This is a genomic window from Nitrospirota bacterium (assembly GCA_040757335.1).
In the GTDB taxonomy this organism is placed as follows: Bacteria; Nitrospirota; Nitrospiria; order 2-01-FULL-66-17; family 2-01-FULL-66-17; genus JBFLXB01.
The window spans coordinates 67,501-82,228 of sequence record JBFLXB010000014.1 but is presented as its reverse complement, the minus strand read 5'-3'; the positions used below and the strand labels follow the sequence as shown (position 1 = coordinate 82,228).

Genomic DNA, 14,728 nt, shown 5'->3' with positions numbered 1-14,728 from the left:
ATCCCTCCCCCTCAAGGGGGGAGGGTAAGGGAGGGGGTGGCCCCGCTCGGATGGGAATGATCATTGGAGTCTGTCGGATCGAGCTTCATTTGCCGGACCGGCACTCGTTAAAGGAGAAGCGACAGGTGGTCAAGAGCTTGAAAGATCGCCTGCGGCAGCACTTCAACGTGTCGGTGGCTGAAGTGGACGCCCACGAGTTGTGGCAGCGCGCGGTTTTGGCCGCGGCGTGCGTTGGAACGGACCGCCCCTATGTGAACGGGGTGTTGGATCAACTTGTCCGCGCGGTGGAGCGCGATCGAGCCGTGGATCTGGTGCGGACCGAGTTGGAGTTCGTCTGATGGAGGCGCAGTGCGCGGAACGGACAGGGGGATGGGCTTCAAGCGGACCGATCGCGTGGGGGACCTCATGCGCGGCGAGATCGCGGACTTGCTCCTGCGACGGGTCAAGGACCCTCGCATCGGGTTCGTCACCGTGACCGGGGTGGTGGTCAGTCCGGATCTCAGACACGCGACCGTGTTCGTCAGTGTCTTGGAGGAGGGACCCCGCGCCGCAGAAGCGCTCGAGGCGCTGGGTCGAGCCGCCGGATTCATCCGAGCGGAGTTGGGGCGGCGGATGCGGATGAAGTATACGCCGGAGTTGGTGTTCAAACGGGACGACACGCCGGGGCGTGCGGTCCGGATCGAGGCGATTATGGACGAGCTGCACGACGCGAAGGACGCGACGGGAGGGGAGCCGGATGGGGACGACCACCGCGGCTGACGCCCGCGCCGTGGTGGAAGCGTTGAAGGGGTACCAATCCTTCAGCGTGTCCACACACGTCAGTCCCGAAGGCGACGCGCTCGGCTCAGCCGTGGCGCTTGCCCTCGCGCTCCGGGCCGCAGGCAAGAGTGCGGACGTGGTCATCAAAGACCCGGTGCCAGCGTATCTGGATTTTCTGCCGGTGCAGGGCGTCGTGCTGCGACGCAATACGCTCCCTCCCTCCTACGACGTGCTGGCGATTGTGGACTGCGGCGATCTGGGCCGCACAGGGATGTTCGACCACACGCCTCCGCCCGTCAAGTTGGTGGTCAACATCGATCACCACGTGACCAACCGCGGGTTCGGCGGGCTCAATTGGATCGAGCCGGACGCGACCGCGTCGGGCCAAATGGTGTACGAGTTGATCCGCGCATGGGGCGTGCCGATTTCGCGCGAGATCGCATTGTGTCTCTACACCACGCTGCTGACCGAAACCGGATCGTTCCGGTACTCCAACACCAAACCCGCGACGCTCCGCATGGCCGCCGATCTGCTGGAATGCGGAGTGAAGGCCGAGGCGGTGTCGCAGGCCATCTACGATCGGAACTCGCCGGGGCGGCTCAAGCTGCTCGGAGAATTGCTCCGCGGGATGGAGCGCCATCCGGGCGGGAAAATCGCGTGGGTCACCGTGACTCAAGAAACCTTCCGCGCCACTGGAACGTCGCCCGAGGACACCGAAGAGATGGTGAACTACCCGCGATCGCTCAAGGGCGTGGAGGTTGCGGTTTTGTTCCGGGAAGTCAACGCGACCCAATACAAGATCAGCCTGCGCTCGCAGGGGCGGGTGAACGTCGCGAACGTGGCGGAGAGCTTCGGGGGCGGCGGCCACCGCAACGCCGCGGGATGCACGGTGCAGGGCGATCTGGCAAGTGTGAAGGCGAAAGTGTTGAAGGCGGTCGAAGAGGCCACGGCCCGAGAGGCGCCCTAGCGGGCCGAGAGAGCGACCTGCGGATCGAGTGACAATGGACGGATTCCTGATCATTAATAAACCGCCCGACTGGACCTCCCACGACGTGGTCGCCAAGGTTCGAGGCCTGCTTCGTGAGACCCGCGTTGGGCACACCGGGACGTTGGATCCGCTCGCCACCGGCGTGTTGCCGATTTGCATCGGAAGAGCGACCAAGGTCGCCCACTACTTGTTGGAAACCGACAAGGAGTACCGCGTGGTCATGCGGCTTGGCGCGACGACGGATACCCAGGACGCGACGGGGCGGGTGCTCACGCGCTCGACCGTACGCGTGGCGCCGGACGAGGTGATCCGGGTGCTGCAAGGTTTTGTCGGATCCCAAACGCAGATCCCCCCGATGTATTCCGCGGTCAAGGTGGGTGGCGTGCCGCTGTACAAAGCCGCGCGGGCCGGTCGCGTCGTGGAGCGACGGCCCAGAGCCGTCACCATCTCGCGACTGCAGGTGCTAGGGATCGCCGAAGACGACGTCACGTTCGACGTGACCTGTTCGAAGGGCACCTATGTCCGGACGCTGTGCGCCGACGCCGGCGAGCGCCTGGGCGTGGGGGCGTACATGCAGGCGCTTGATCGGCGCCGCGTGGGCGCGTTCGGGATCGACCAAGCCGTCACGCTCGGCGAGCTTGAAGCGGCCGCGCGTGACGGCACAGTCGGGCAACGGGTGGTCTCGATCGATCTGGCGTTGAGCGACACGCCGGCCGCCGAGGTGGACCCCGAGACCGCGGAGCGCGTGTGCCACGGCGTGGCGCTTCCGGCTGCGCGCGTCGCACGGTGGCTCGGGGCCTGCCGTGCCGGTGGACTCGTGCGGATTCGAAGTAACGGCGTCACCGTTGCGCTGGCCACGGCGCCGGCAGATCACGCCACGTTGCTCGCACGGGGGACCAGCGCCGTGCTCAAGATCGATCGGGTGCTGCGGGATCGGGTATCGAAGGTATCGAGCGACCAGGGCTTCTCGCAAGACTCGGTTCGTTCGCGGTAGCGGATTCAGATACGGAAAGGGGAATCGACATGTTGGAAAAGACGGTCAAGATGGGGGTGATCAACACATTTCGGCGCCACGAAAAAGATACCGGGTCGCCCGAAGTTCAGGTCGCGATCCTGAGCAAACGGATCGCGGAGTTGAGCGACCATTTCAAGGCTCACGCGAAGGATCATCACTCCCGGCGGGGCCTCATTATGATGGTCAGTCAGCGGCGCAAGCTGCTCGACTACTTGAAACGGACCGACGTGGAGCGGTATCGAACGCTCCTCACCCAGTTGGACATCCGGCGCTGAGAAAACAGGTTCGAGGGTTCAATGGTTCAAATGTTCAAGGACGTGTTGAACCATTGAACATTTCTGCTTTTGTTGAACCCTTTGAACGTGTTTGCGTGCGCTGACTCACACGGGTTGCGGGCGGGACACGGTGAATGACATGTGGCGATCGCCGGTCGGCGGGGGTCGCCAGGCGTCATTGACTGTGACTCGTCCGGGGCCATCACCGCGCCTTCGACGAGGCGCAACAAGGAGACGGTATGGTTGAGCGGTTGGAAATGGACGTGGCCGGTCGCCGGCTACTCATCGAGCAGGGCCGGGTGGCGAAACAGGCCGACGGTGCGGTCCTCGTGCACATGGCCGACACCGTGGTGCTGGTGACCGCGGTGACGGCGAAGTCCCCCAAACCAGGGGTCGATTTCCTTCCCCTGACGGTTGATTACCAGGAACGAGCCTATGCCGCGGGGAAAATCCCGGGAGGGTTTTTCAAACGCGAAGGGCGGCCCGCCGAGCGGGAAATTCTTTCCGGTCGCCTGATCGACCGACCGCTGCGGCCGCTGTTCCCCAAACGGTACTACCACGAGACTCAGGTCATTGCCTCGGTGCTGTCCGCCGATCAGAGCAACGTGGCCGACTGCCTCGGGATCATCGGCGCGTCCGCGGCCCTGGCGATCTCCCCCGCGCCGTTTCAGGGGCCGGTGGGCGGCATTCGCATCGGACGCGTGGACGGGCAATTCGTGGTCGCCCCGTCGTTCGCGGAGTTGGAGAAGAGCACGCTCAACGTGGTGGTGGCGGGGACCCGCGACGCGGTCATGATGGTGGAGGGCGAGGCGTCGGAGCTGCCAGAGGACGTCATGCTCGAAGCGATCATGCTCGCGCACGAGGAGATCAAGAAGATCATCGCGTTGCAGGACGAATTGGTGCGGCGCGTGGGTCAACCCAAGATCGAAGTCACCACGGTGGGGCCGGACGCCGCGTTGGTGGAAGCGGTCGAGCGTGACGCGACCCGGCCGGTCCGCGAAGCCCTCCTGATTCCAAACAAGACCGAGCGATCGGGCCGGATGCAGGAGATCCTGAACGGTCTGGTCGCCTCGTTGGGCGCGCAGGACGCGCCCGAACGCAACCGGCAGGTCATGGAGATTTTCCACGACCTCGAACGCCGCGAGATGCGGCTCATGGTGCTCGAGAAGGGCGTGCGCGCGGACGGCCGCGGACCCACCGGCATTCGGCCGATCACGTGTGAGATCGGCGTCTTGCCGCGCACGCACGGTTCGGCCCTGTTCACGCGCGGCGAGACCCAGAGCCTCGCCGTGGTCACGTTGGGCACGTCGGACGACGAGCAACGGATCGACGCGTTGGAAGGCGAGTCGACCAAGTCGTTCATGCTCCACTACAATTTCCCCCCTTTCTCGGTGGGCGAAGCCAGACCGGTCCGCGGACCGGGGCGCCGGGAAATCGGGCACGGCGCGCTCGCGGAACGCGCGATCAAACCCGTGATCCCGTCCAAGGAGGCGTTTCCATATACCCTGCGGATCGTGTCGGACATTCTCGAGTCGAACGGCTCGTCCTCCATGGCCACGGTGTGCGGCGGCACGCTGGCATTGATGGACGCGGGGGTGCCGATCAGCGCGCCGGTCGGCGGGATCGCGATGGGGTTGATCAAAGAGGGCGACAAAGTCGAGATCATCTCGGACATCCTGGGCGTGGAAGATCATTTGGGCGACATGGACTTCAAGGTCACCGGCACGCGCAAAGGCGTGACCGCGCTCCAGATGGACATCAAGATCGCGGGGCTGAACCGCGAGATTCTGGAGAGAGCGCTCGATCAGGCGCGCCTCGGTCGGATGCACATTCTGGACAAGATGGCCGAGACCATCGCCGAGCCGCGCAACCGATTGTCCGCGCACGCTCCGAGGATCGTCACCATGAAGGTCAAGCCCGACAAGGTTCGTGAAGTGATCGGACCGGGCGGCAAGGTCATTCGCGGGATCATCGCCAAGACCGGCGTCAAGATCGACGTGGAAGACGATGGCTCGATCGCCATTGCGTCGGCCGATGAGGCCGCGGCGGCGAAGGCCATGGAGATGATCAAACAGATCACCGAAGACGTCGAGGTCGGGAAGCTGTACATGGGCAAAGTCACCCGCATCATGGACTTCGGCGCGATTGTGGAGATCGGTCCCGGCGTGGACGGCCTCGTGCACATCTCACAGTTGGCCCCGCACCGGGTCAAGAACGTGAGCGACGAGGTCAAGGAAGGCGAAGAGATCCTGGTGAAGGTGTTGGAGGTGGACCGCCAGGGCAAGATCCGCCTGTCTCGGAAGGAAGCGATGGGCGCGACCGCACCGGAAGCCACAAAGCCCTAGGCGAACGAAGCCTGTCGACGTCAGCGGGGCGGGCCCGCTGAGCCCACCGACGGTCCTTATTCATGAGAACGGCTCTCCGCAAAACCGTGCTGGACAACGGCGTCCGGGTCGTGATCGAACCCATGACCTCCGTGCGATCAGCAGCGGTCGGCGTGTGGGTGGACGTGGGCTCGCGTGACGAAGAATCCGGCGAGGAAGGCGTCTCGCACTTCCTCGAACACATGTTTTTCAAGGGCACGCGCCGGCGCTCGGCCCAAACGCTGGCCCGAGAAATCGACGTCCTCGGCGGCGAGCTCAACGCCTTTACCTCCCGAGAAACCACCACCTTCTACACCAAAGCGCTGGACGAACACCTGCCGCGCGCCGTGGGCCTGCTTGGAGAGATCTTCCTCGAATCCACGTTCGCGCGTGAGGAATTGGAGCGCGAGAAACAGGTCGTGCTGGAGGAGATCAAGATGGTCGAAGACGACCCCGAGGAGTTCGTCTTCGACCTGTACGCCGACTACGTGTGGCGCAACCATCCGCTCGGCCGACCGATCCTGGGCGAGGTCGAAACGATCGAGACCATGACGCGACGTCGGCTCACCGGGTTTTTGGCCCGCCACTACCACCCGTCAAACACCGTGATCGCCGTGGCGGGACGCTGCGACCCGAGCGCGGTCGAAGCCCTGATCGCCAAGACCTTTTCGCGGTTTACCGGAACGGCGCGTCCGCCGTCGGTCCGCACCCCGCCGAAAACCCGCGGAGGTATCCTGCTCAAACGCAAGGCCCTGGAACAGGTCCACATCTGTCTGGGGGCCGAGGGACTGTCCCAAGGACACGAGGACCGGTACGCGCTGCACGTGCTTAACGCCGTGCTCGGAGGGAGCGTCAGTTCACGGCTCTTCCAGGAGGTGCGCGAGCGTCGAGGGCTGGCCTATTCCATCTACTCCTCGATCTCGTCGTACCACGACGCGGGCCTGTTCTCCATCTACGCCGCCACGAGCCGACCCGCGGCCTCGCGCGTGATCAATCTTTGCCTGAAGGAGTGCCACACCCTGCGACGCCGAGCCGTTCCCAAGGCCGAACTAACTAGGGCTAAGGACCACCTCAAAGGCAGCCTGATGCTGGGGTTGGAAGGCACCTACAGCCGAATGAGCCGTCTCGCGAAAGACGAGCTCTACGGCGGCCGCCGCGTGTCTCTCCGCGAGATGCTGGACGGCATCAACGCCGTGACCGCGGCGGACATCTCGCGCGTCGCAAAAACCTGCCTCGCCCCCGACACCATGGCGCTCACCGTGCTGGGCCCCATCCAACGCCGCGATCTCCCGGCCGAACTCTGACCCCGCGCTCCGTCCGGGGCGATGCCCTACCGTCCACCCCGTGTCCCTCGTTGACACCCCCTGGTCTTTCGGCTATTGTACGGCCGGTTTCGAGACCGGGAGCGGAGGATCATGATTGAACGGACGCTGTCGCTGATCAAACCCGACGGGGTATCGCGAAATCTCATCGGGGATATTCTGAAACGGTGTGAAGGGATCGGGCTACGCGTGGTGGCGCTCAAGATGGTGCGCCTGACCATCGACGCGGCCAAAGGATTTTACGTCGTTCACAAGGATCGCCCCTTCTATCACAGCCTGGCGGAATCGATGTCGTCCGGGCCGATCGTCGCGGCGGTGCTCGAAGGCGACGGGGCCATCGCCAAATACCGCGAGTTGATGGGCGCGACCGATCCCAAGAAAGCCGCCAAGGGGACTATTCGGGCGGATCTGGCCGTCAGCCTGGAACAGAATACCGTGCACGGATCCGACTCTCCGCAATCCGCTGCGTTCGAAATTCCCTACTTCTTCAACGCCCTCGAGTTGTCGAGCCGGCGATAGGTGCGGTTCCGAATACCGCGAGGTCGGAGCCTGTTCAGGAATGTGTCAGATGCAAGGCGCTGCGAGCACCGGACCAGAGCGTACCGAACCTGTACGTGAGGACCGGATGCGCAGCAGCAACGACGCAGATGACCATTCATGGACAGGCTCTAGGTCGTGATGCCGTCCTCGCCGCGATACGACGCCATAGTCGTGGGTGGCGGCTTGGCCGGGATCGCGACCGCGACGTGGCTGGCCAAACGCGGCCGGCACGTCGCACTCGTCGAGCCTCGGTCGGAGTGGGGCGGTCGTTTCGCGGACCAGCGTGTCGGTGGTCTGACGATCCACGTGGGGCCGCGCGTGGTGGTGAGCCACGAACGCTTGGGATGGGCCGACGCCTACTTTGAAGCGATTGGCTTGGCGCTCCCCCTGTTGGTGCGAGAGGGGACGACGTTCAAACGCGAGCCCCTGCAAATCATCTGGGGGCCTCACCGACTCACCATTGCCCAACAGCGAGCAGACTTCGTGGAGGAGCTCCGCCGGGAGTATCGGGCGGGGGAGCCGGACGTGGCGGCGCTGTTGGCTGACTTGGATGCGGTGTACGACGCCTTGGCGATCCGCATGGACCCACCCCCCTCCGGGGACACCAGGTCGTCGTTGGCGCGCCTCCGCGGGTTGGCCGCCGCGCGGGCGTTCGCGGCTCGTTTCGGCACGTTGGAGCCCACGGAGTATGTAAAAGCCCGCGGGCTGGCTCCGGCATTGGCGTCTTACCTGGAATCTTGGCGCGGCGCATTGGCGACCGAAGGTGATCCGACCGGCGCTTGGCTGTTTCGGACCGCACTCGTTCATCGCGGGCTGGTTTCGGTGCCTGGGGGGCGAGCTAGCGTGTGTCGACTCCTGGTCGCTCGATTTCAAGCGCTTGGGGGCGAGGTCCTCAGAACCCCGGTGACGGCGATCGGTACTGGCCGGGAGCCGTTTGTGGAGACCGACGGTCGTCGTCTGCACACCCGCGCGTTGCTCATCAACGCCCGCCGCCGACCCAACGGCTCCGCGCCGCGAGAGCCCCGTGCCCCAATGGCGACGCTCGCGTATACCGTTCCGGCAACCTGCGTCCCGGATGCGATGGGGACCTACCTGTTGGTGGCGGACCAGGGCGAACTCTGGTCAGTGGCCAGACGTCGCTCCGAGGGCGCCCAAGGGTCCGCACCGGACCTGCTCACCGTGTCGTCCCGGGCGCCAGCCGCTGGTCGGGACGTCGAACGAATCAGCGAACGGGTGGAAGCTCTGTTGCCGTTCGCGGCCAGACAGATCGTCCTGCTCGGCGCGGTCCGATACGACGAGGCCACGGACCCGCTGGATGCCAAACTCTGGGAGTCTGCTTCCTGGCGCGCTGGGGGAGACGGATGGAGACAAGTCTCGCGATCGCCGGTGTGGTGGCTTCCGGACGAGAGCCCGCCGTGGCTGGGGGACGCGAACGAGTATCGCGTGGCGCTCAGTATCAACCGCATCGTGTGCCCGCCCTAGCCCGGATTATTCATGAACCTTCTGCTGCACCCGCGGATACGCCGCTGCAACAAGCGGTCTCGCCGCTCAGTCGGTCAACGTACTGCAGGGAGTACGCCCCCTCCTTCGCGGCTCCGAGCGCCTGTTGCTGCGCCATGTGCAAGGTACTCCAACGGCCCATTGCCTGCGCCTGGCGGCGCCAAGCACATTTCGCGGGCGTCTGCGCGGGTTCGCGACGAACCTTCATGAATAACCCGGGCTAATGCGGCGACTCGGCGTGGCGGCGCTTGTGGGCGCGTGGTTCCTCGCGTCGTGGAGTCTCGCGGCCGCCCAGACCCCAGGGTCGGGAACCGATCCGCTGGAAGCGGTCCGCGACGCACTCGATTCCGGGAACGCGGCCGCCGCCGCAGCCGCCGCGGAGGTCTTCATCGCCTCATCTCCAGGCGATCCGAGGCTCGCCGACGCTCAATGGTTGCTCGGCCTCGCTCGGGAGCGCGCGGGTTTGTGGGGCGCCGCATGGGACCAGTACACCCTGTTCCTGATGAACTTTCCCGAGCATCCGGCGCGAGACGAGGTGGCGGGCCGCGCCGACTCGCTCGTCCGGCGAATCGCGGAGCGGTCGCTTCCGCCCCCTGAGCGCTGGCGGGTGACGTCGTTTGTGGAAGGACCGGCCTCGGCGTCCGACGACCAGGCGGTGGTGATGGCGCTGGCCGGGTCCGGTCCGGGGGGCGCGGTCGCGAAAACCGTGACGCGGGCCGCGGTGGACGGGGCGCGCGTGTGGGTCTGGCTGCCGCTCGGCACGTCGGCCGGAGCGTTCGATCCCTTCGATGAGGCGCAGGTCGCCAAGTTGGAGAAGGAGGTCCGCATCATTGCGTCCTGGCCGATCGAGGGGTTCGTGATCGACGGCGGGCTTCACGTGGGGGAGCAAGCGCAGGCAGTGGCGGCGGTACGCGCCTATGACACGATCGCTCGCGTGATGCCGGAGACGTCGGCGGGGCGCGAGCGAATCGCCTGGACCTGGGCGGGAATGCGCGCGCGCGCGTCCGCCCGGGCGCTGAACCGGTGGGTGGTCGCCGCGGAGGCGGTGAATCCCCGTGTGGGGTGGCTCATCCGGGTCTCCACGACCGCGGTGGTGCGACCCGAACACGCCTTGCGAACCTTCGGCCAGGACTTGGCCGAACTGCGACGGGCCGCCCCGCGAGCGGTGTGGGTGATCGACACGCCCGTCGAGGCGGCCCAACTTGGGGCGCGGCTGACCGAGTTGGGTTCACGGCTGCCGGTTGCGGTGTGGTCTCAGACAGGCGACATCGTGGCGCTGCCCTGACGGACCGTGCGTTGGTGCTGGCGCCGCGCGTTGACAAACAAAAAAGGCGTCGGGTAGTATCGGGCTCCGATTTGCCGGAGCGGCACGCGGCGTTCTCGGCGGCGACGAGTGGAGGAGGCAAGCATGGTTCCTGACGACTTACGGTATTCGACCGATCACGAGTGGGTGAAGGTCGAAGGCAAACACGCCGTGATCGGGATCACGGATTATGCCCAGAGCGAGCTTGGCGACATCGTGTACATCGAGCTCCCCGAAGCCGGGACCGAGGTCGCGGCCGAAGAGGAAGTGACCGAAATCGAGTCGACCAAGACCACGTCGCCGGTTCTCGCGCCGATCAGCGGAAAAATCGTTGAAGTGAACGACGAGCTCAAGGACTCCCCGCAGCTGATCAACGAAGACCCATACGGCAAAGGGTGGATCGCCATCATGACGATCGGCAACGCCGATGATCTGGACGCGTTGATGAGCGCCAAGGAATACGAGGAGTTTATCGAGCAGGGCGAGGAAGAGGAGTAGCTCCTCACTACGCTGGGCTGTCGGGCGCGTCGAACGCGCCCGCTCTTTTCCGTTCCATTTTCCGATGCCAAAACGACTGGTCGTGCTGGGCGGAGGGCCCGGAGGATACGTGGCTGCGCTCCGGGCCGCGCAACTGGGCGCCTCGGTGACGGTGGTGGAGGCGACGGGGCTCGGCGGGACGTGCCTTCACCGCGGGTGTATTCCCACCAAGGCGCTGGTCGCGACCGCCGGGGTGTTGGCGACCGTGCAGCGCGCCAAGGACTTCGGCGTTCTCGCCGCCGATCACGGCGCCGTGGACTTGGGCGAAGTCGTCAGTCGCAAAAATCGCATCGTTCAAGCGCAGGCCCAGGGGATCGAGCAGCTCTTCCGAGCCGCCAGGGTCAACCTCATTCGCGGTCACGGCACGTTGACGGGCCCTCGATCCGTGTCGGTGCGGGAACCGGACGGGCGAACGAGGATCCTTGAAGGCGACGGCCTCATTGTGGCCACGGGTTCGGAACCGGCTCGTCCCGGGGTGTTTCCCTTCGACGGCGAGCGGGTCATGACCTCCGACGATCTGCTGGATCTGGCCCGACTGCCGGCGAGTCTGGTGATCGTGGGAGGCGGCGTGACGGGCTGTGAGTTTGCCGGTATCTTCCGGGCGTTCGGGACGAACGTGACGGTTGTCGAGCAACTCCCGCGATTGGTGGCGAGCGAAGACGAGGCGGTCTCGTCGCTGTTGCTGCGCGAGATGAAACGACGCGGCATTCGCGTTTCGCTGGAAACCAACGTGACGGCGGTCGAGCCTCTCGCGCAGGGCGTGCGCCTCATGTTGTCATCCGGCGAGACCGTGCAGGCCGAACGGGCGTTGGTCGCGGTCGGTCGGTCTCTCAACAGCCGCGGCATCGGAGCGGAGGCCGCGGGGCTCCCGGTCGGTCCGCGGGGAGAACTGCGTGTTGACGACGGCATGGAGACCGGGATCGACGGCGTGTGGGCCATCGGCGACGTGGTGGGCCGCAAGCAACTGGCGCACGCCGCGTCGGCGCAGGGAGAAGTCGCGGCCGAGCGCGCGATGGGGGGAAACGCGCGGATGGCCTGGGACCGCATTCCCGCAGGGATCTTCACGGTCCCCGAGATCGGGAGCGTGGGGTTGACCGAGTCGCAGGCGCGCGCCACCGGACGATCGGTGGCGGTCGGGGAATTCCCTTTCCGGGGGCTGGGAAAAGCGCATGTGATCGGGGAGACCATGGGATTCGTCAAAGTCGTGACCGCGGAAGACACCGGGGAGATCTTGGGGGTGCACATCATCGGGCCGCACGCGGCGGAACTGATCCACGAAGCCGTGGTGGCTATGCAGGCGGAGGCGACGGTGGAGGATCTGGTGCACGCGGTTCACGTGCACCCGACCCTGGCCGAGGTGGTGCACGAGGCGGCGGCCGCGGCGCGCGGGGTTGCGGTGCACGCCGTGAAAAAGGCGTGATCGGATGGCGAATCTGACGCGGGCGCTGGATCTCATCGTGCGCGGCACGGTCGAGGTGATCCAGCTCAACGAACTGGAGGAAAAGCTGCGGGCCGCGATGTCCGGTCGCCCGCTGCGGATCAAAGTGGGTTTCGATCCCACCGCGCCCGACCTCCACCTCGGACACACCGTCCTCCTCCAGAAAATGCGCGTCTTTCAAGACCTCGGGCACCACGTCATCTTTTTGATCGGCGACTTCACCGGCATGATCGGGGATCCCAGCGGCGTGTCGGAGACCCGCAAGCCGTTGACGCGCGAACAGGTGGAGGCGAACGCACGGACCTACGAGCGCCAGGTCTTCAAAATTCTGGATCCCGCCAAAACCGAGATTCGGTTCAACAGCGAGTGGCTCGGCGCGATGTCCACGTTGGAATTCGCGGAGCTGGGCGCCAAACAAACCGTGGCGAGGGTGCTTGAGCGCGACGACTTCAAGAAACGATTCACCGAAGGCAAAGACATCACGGTGCTCGAGTTCTACTACCCGTTGATGCAGGGCTATGATTCCGTCGCCCTCAAGGCGGACGTGGAGTTGGGTGGGTCGGATCAGAAGTTCAACCTGCTCATGGGGCGCACGCTGCAACGCCGGTACGGCCAGGACTCCCAGGTGGTGATCACGCTCCCGCTTCTCGAAGGCACCGATGGCGTCCGCAAAATGAGCAAGAGTTTCGGGAATTACATCGGGATCGAAGAACCGCCGGACGACATGTTCGGCAAGGTCATGTCCATCGACGACCGGACCATGGTCCGATACTACGAGCTGCTCACGACCGAGCCGCTGGATCCGATCCGAGCCGCCCATCCGATGGACGCGAAACTCCGACTGGCCGCGCTGTTGGTCGAACGCTACCACGGCTCCGACGCCGCAACCCGCGCGCGGGAGCTGTTCGACCGGCGCGTGCGCAAGCGCGAGTTTGCCGAGGTCGACGAGATCGACCTGCGCGCGATGGGCGACCCGGGTGCGCCGGATGTGGCGTTGGTCGAGGCGATCCACGGGGCGGGGCTCGCCGCCAGCAAGAGCGAGGTGCGGCGGCTCATCCCCCAAGGCGCGGTGGACGTGAACGACCAGCCGGTGACCGATGTCGCGCACCGGCTGGCCCGCGGGCACGTCTACCGGATCCGGGTGGGAAAACGGCGTCTCGCCCGAATCACGCTCTAACGCCGTGGCGGCGTGATGATCTTGATTTTGGCGGAGGGCATTTGGTATAACACGTGCCCCTGCAGGTCGCGATTGGAAAATACTTGACATGTCAACTGAGCGTGTGATTTAATCACGCGTTCGCAGGACAATCGTTCTTTGAAAATTGAATAGGATGTCGGGACCGCGAAGCGGGTCTGTTAATTCTTAAGTACCTTGCTCCAAGAGCAAAGGACAGCTTTCACGATTTTGTGGAGAGTTTGATCCTGGCTCAGAACGAACGCCGGCGGCACGCCTAACACATGCAAGTCGCACGAGAAAGTCCCCGCAAGGGGACCGGTAAAGTGGCAGACGGGTGAGTAATGCGTGGGTAACCTGCCCTCCAGAGGGGGATAACCCCGCGAAAGCGGGGCTAATACCGCATAACGTCCCGGGACATGCGTTCCGGGACCAAAGATGGCTCGCAAGGGCTATCGCTCGAGGAGGGGCTCACGTTCCATCAGCTAGTTGGTGGGGTAACGGCCTACCAAGGCACTGACGGATAGCTGGTCTGAGAGGACGACCAGCCACACTGGCACTGAGACACGGGCCAGACTCCTACGGGAGGCAGCAGTGAGGAATCTTGCGCAATGGACGAAAGTCTGACGCAGCGATGCCGCGTGGGGGATGAAGGCCTTCGGGTCGTAAACCCCTTTGAGTGGGAAAGAACCGTCGCGGGGTGAACAATCCCGCGGCCTGACGGTACCCACAGAACAAGCCACGGCTAACTCTGTGCCAGCAGCCGCGGTAAGACAGAGGTGGCGAGCGTTGTTCGGATTTACTGGGCGTAAAGCGCGGGTAGGCGGTTCGGCCAGTCAGATGTGAAATCCCACCGCTTAACGGTGGAACGGCGTCTGATACTGCCGGACTTGAGTGCAGGAGAGGAGAGTGGAATTTCCGGTGTAGCGGTGAAATGCGTAGAGATCGGAAGGAACACCAGTGGCGAAGGCGGCTCTCTGGACTGCAACTGACGCTGAGACGCGAAAGCGTGGGGAGCAAACAGGATTAGATACCCTGGTAGTCCACGCCCTAAACGATGGGCACTAAGTGTGGGAGGTATCGACCCCTCCCGTGCCGCACCTAACGGAGTAAGTGCCCCGCCTGGGGAGTACGGCCGCAAGGTTGAAACTCAAAGGAATTGACGGGGGCCCGCACAAGCGGTGGAGCATGTGGTTTAATTCGACGCAACGCGAAGAACCTTACCCAGGCTTGACATGTAGGTAGTAGGAACCTGAAAGGGGGACGACCCCGCAAGGGGAGCCTGCACAGGTGCTGCATGGCTGTCGTCAGCTCGTGCCGTGAGGTGTTGGGTTAAGTCCCGCAACGAGCGCAACCCTCGCCCTCTGTTTACCACCGGGTAATGCCGGGAACTCTGAGGGGACTGCCGGCGATGAGCTGGAGGAAGGTGGGGATGACGTCAAGTCATCATGGCCTTTATGCCTGGGGCTACACACGTGCTACAATGGCCGGTACAGATGGTTGCAAACCCGCAA

The 14,728-nt window shown here is 64.7% G+C and carries 13 protein-coding genes and 1 rRNA gene (1 of these 14 cut by a window edge); all 14 read left to right on the top strand.

Features of this window, described 5'->3' with window-relative positions; all coding sequences use genetic code 11:
• Positions 1-338, top strand: a 338-nt coding sequence (locus AB1451_09315) for a DUF503 domain-containing protein (protein ID MEW6683105.1), incomplete at its 5' end; no start/stop codon positions are given.
• A gap of 10 nt (positions 339-348) precedes the next feature.
• Complete coding sequence (gene rbfA / locus AB1451_09310) at positions 349-759, top strand: 30S ribosome-binding factor RbfA (GenBank protein MEW6683104.1); 411 nt, start codon at positions 349-351, stop codon at positions 757-759.
• Positions 737-1,726 (top strand): bifunctional oligoribonuclease/PAP phosphatase NrnA, encoded by a 990-nt coding sequence (locus tag AB1451_09305; protein MEW6683103.1) that lies wholly within the window; start codon positions 737-739, stop codon positions 1,724-1,726. Before rbfA ends, AB1451_09305 begins: the two co-directional genes overlap by 23 nt.
• A 34-nt stretch (positions 1,727-1,760) precedes the next feature.
• Positions 1,761-2,741, top strand: coding sequence for a tRNA pseudouridine(55) synthase TruB (gene truB, locus AB1451_09300; GenBank protein ID MEW6683102.1), 981 nt, complete (start codon positions 1,761-1,763; stop codon positions 2,739-2,741).
• A gap of 29 nt (positions 2,742-2,770) precedes the next feature.
• Complete coding sequence (gene rpsO, locus AB1451_09295) at positions 2,771-3,037, top strand: 30S ribosomal protein S15 (GenBank protein MEW6683101.1); 267 nt, start codon at positions 2,771-2,773, stop codon at positions 3,035-3,037.
• 239 nt (positions 3,038-3,276) lie between these two features.
• The gene (gene pnp, locus AB1451_09290) at positions 3,277-5,382 is read left to right on the top strand and encodes a polyribonucleotide nucleotidyltransferase (GenBank protein MEW6683100.1); all 2,106 of its coding nucleotides are present in this window, start codon (positions 3,277-3,279) and stop codon (positions 5,380-5,382) included.
• A gap of 62 nt (positions 5,383-5,444) precedes the next feature.
• Positions 5,445-6,704: a pitrilysin family protein gene (locus AB1451_09285; protein ID MEW6683099.1), complete on the top strand. Its 1,260-nt coding sequence runs from the start codon at positions 5,445-5,447 to the stop codon at positions 6,702-6,704.
• 111 nt (positions 6,705-6,815) lie between these two features.
• A complete protein-coding gene (gene ndk, locus AB1451_09280; protein MEW6683098.1) occupies positions 6,816-7,241 on the top strand; it encodes a nucleoside-diphosphate kinase in 426 nt (141 codons plus the stop codon).
• Between the two features lie 159 nt (positions 7,242-7,400).
• On the top strand, positions 7,401-8,744 hold the full coding sequence (locus AB1451_09275; protein MEW6683097.1) for an FAD-dependent oxidoreductase: 1,344 nt from the start codon (positions 7,401-7,403) through the stop codon (positions 8,742-8,744).
• A 256-nt stretch (positions 8,745-9,000) separates the two neighbouring features.
• Entirely contained in the window at positions 9,001-10,047 is a 1,047-nt protein-coding gene (locus AB1451_09270; GenBank protein MEW6683096.1) for a hypothetical protein, read from the top strand.
• Positions 10,048-10,170: 123 nt separating this feature from the next.
• Positions 10,171-10,563, top strand: coding sequence for a glycine cleavage system protein GcvH (gene gcvH / locus AB1451_09265; protein ID MEW6683095.1), 393 nt, complete (start codon positions 10,171-10,173; stop codon positions 10,561-10,563).
• Between the two features lie 64 nt (positions 10,564-10,627).
• Positions 10,628-12,022 (top strand): dihydrolipoyl dehydrogenase, encoded by a 1,395-nt coding sequence (lpdA, locus tag AB1451_09260; GenBank protein ID MEW6683094.1) that lies wholly within the window; start codon positions 10,628-10,630, stop codon positions 12,020-12,022.
• Between the two features lie 4 nt (positions 12,023-12,026).
• Positions 12,027-13,217, top strand: coding sequence for a tyrosine--tRNA ligase (tyrS, locus tag AB1451_09255; protein MEW6683093.1), 1,191 nt, complete (start codon positions 12,027-12,029; stop codon positions 13,215-13,217).
• Between the two features lie 227 nt (positions 13,218-13,444).
• Positions 13,445-14,728 (top strand): 16S ribosomal RNA (locus AB1451_09250) (it continues 275 nt past the right edge of the window).

Excerpts from the sequence above, each read along its gene's own strand:
- ndk (MEW6683098.1), top strand. The coding sequence starts at position 6,816 with ATGATTGAACGGACGCTGTCGCTGATCAAACCCGACGGGGTATCGCGA.
- rpsO (MEW6683101.1), top strand. The coding sequence starts at position 2,771 with ATGTTGGAAAAGACGGTCAAGATGGGGGTGATCAACACATTTCGGCGC.
- tyrS (MEW6683093.1), top strand. The coding sequence starts at position 12,027 with ATGGCGAATCTGACGCGGGCGCTGGATCTCATCGTGCGCGGCACGGTC.
- AB1451_09275 (MEW6683097.1), top strand. The coding sequence starts at position 7,401 with ATGCCGTCCTCGCCGCGATACGACGCCATAGTCGTGGGTGGCGGCTTG.
- AB1451_09285 (MEW6683099.1), top strand. The coding sequence starts at position 5,445 with ATGAGAACGGCTCTCCGCAAAACCGTGCTGGACAACGGCGTCCGGGTC.
- pnp (MEW6683100.1), top strand. The coding sequence starts at position 3,277 with ATGGTTGAGCGGTTGGAAATGGACGTGGCCGGTCGCCGGCTACTCATC.
- truB (MEW6683102.1), top strand. The coding sequence starts at position 1,761 with ATGGACGGATTCCTGATCATTAATAAACCGCCCGACTGGACCTCCCAC.
- gcvH (MEW6683095.1), top strand. The coding sequence starts at position 10,171 with ATGGTTCCTGACGACTTACGGTATTCGACCGATCACGAGTGGGTGAAG.
- AB1451_09305 (MEW6683103.1), top strand. The coding sequence starts at position 737 with ATGGGGACGACCACCGCGGCTGACGCCCGCGCCGTGGTGGAAGCGTTG.
- lpdA (MEW6683094.1), top strand. The coding sequence starts at position 10,628 with ATGCCAAAACGACTGGTCGTGCTGGGCGGAGGGCCCGGAGGATACGTG.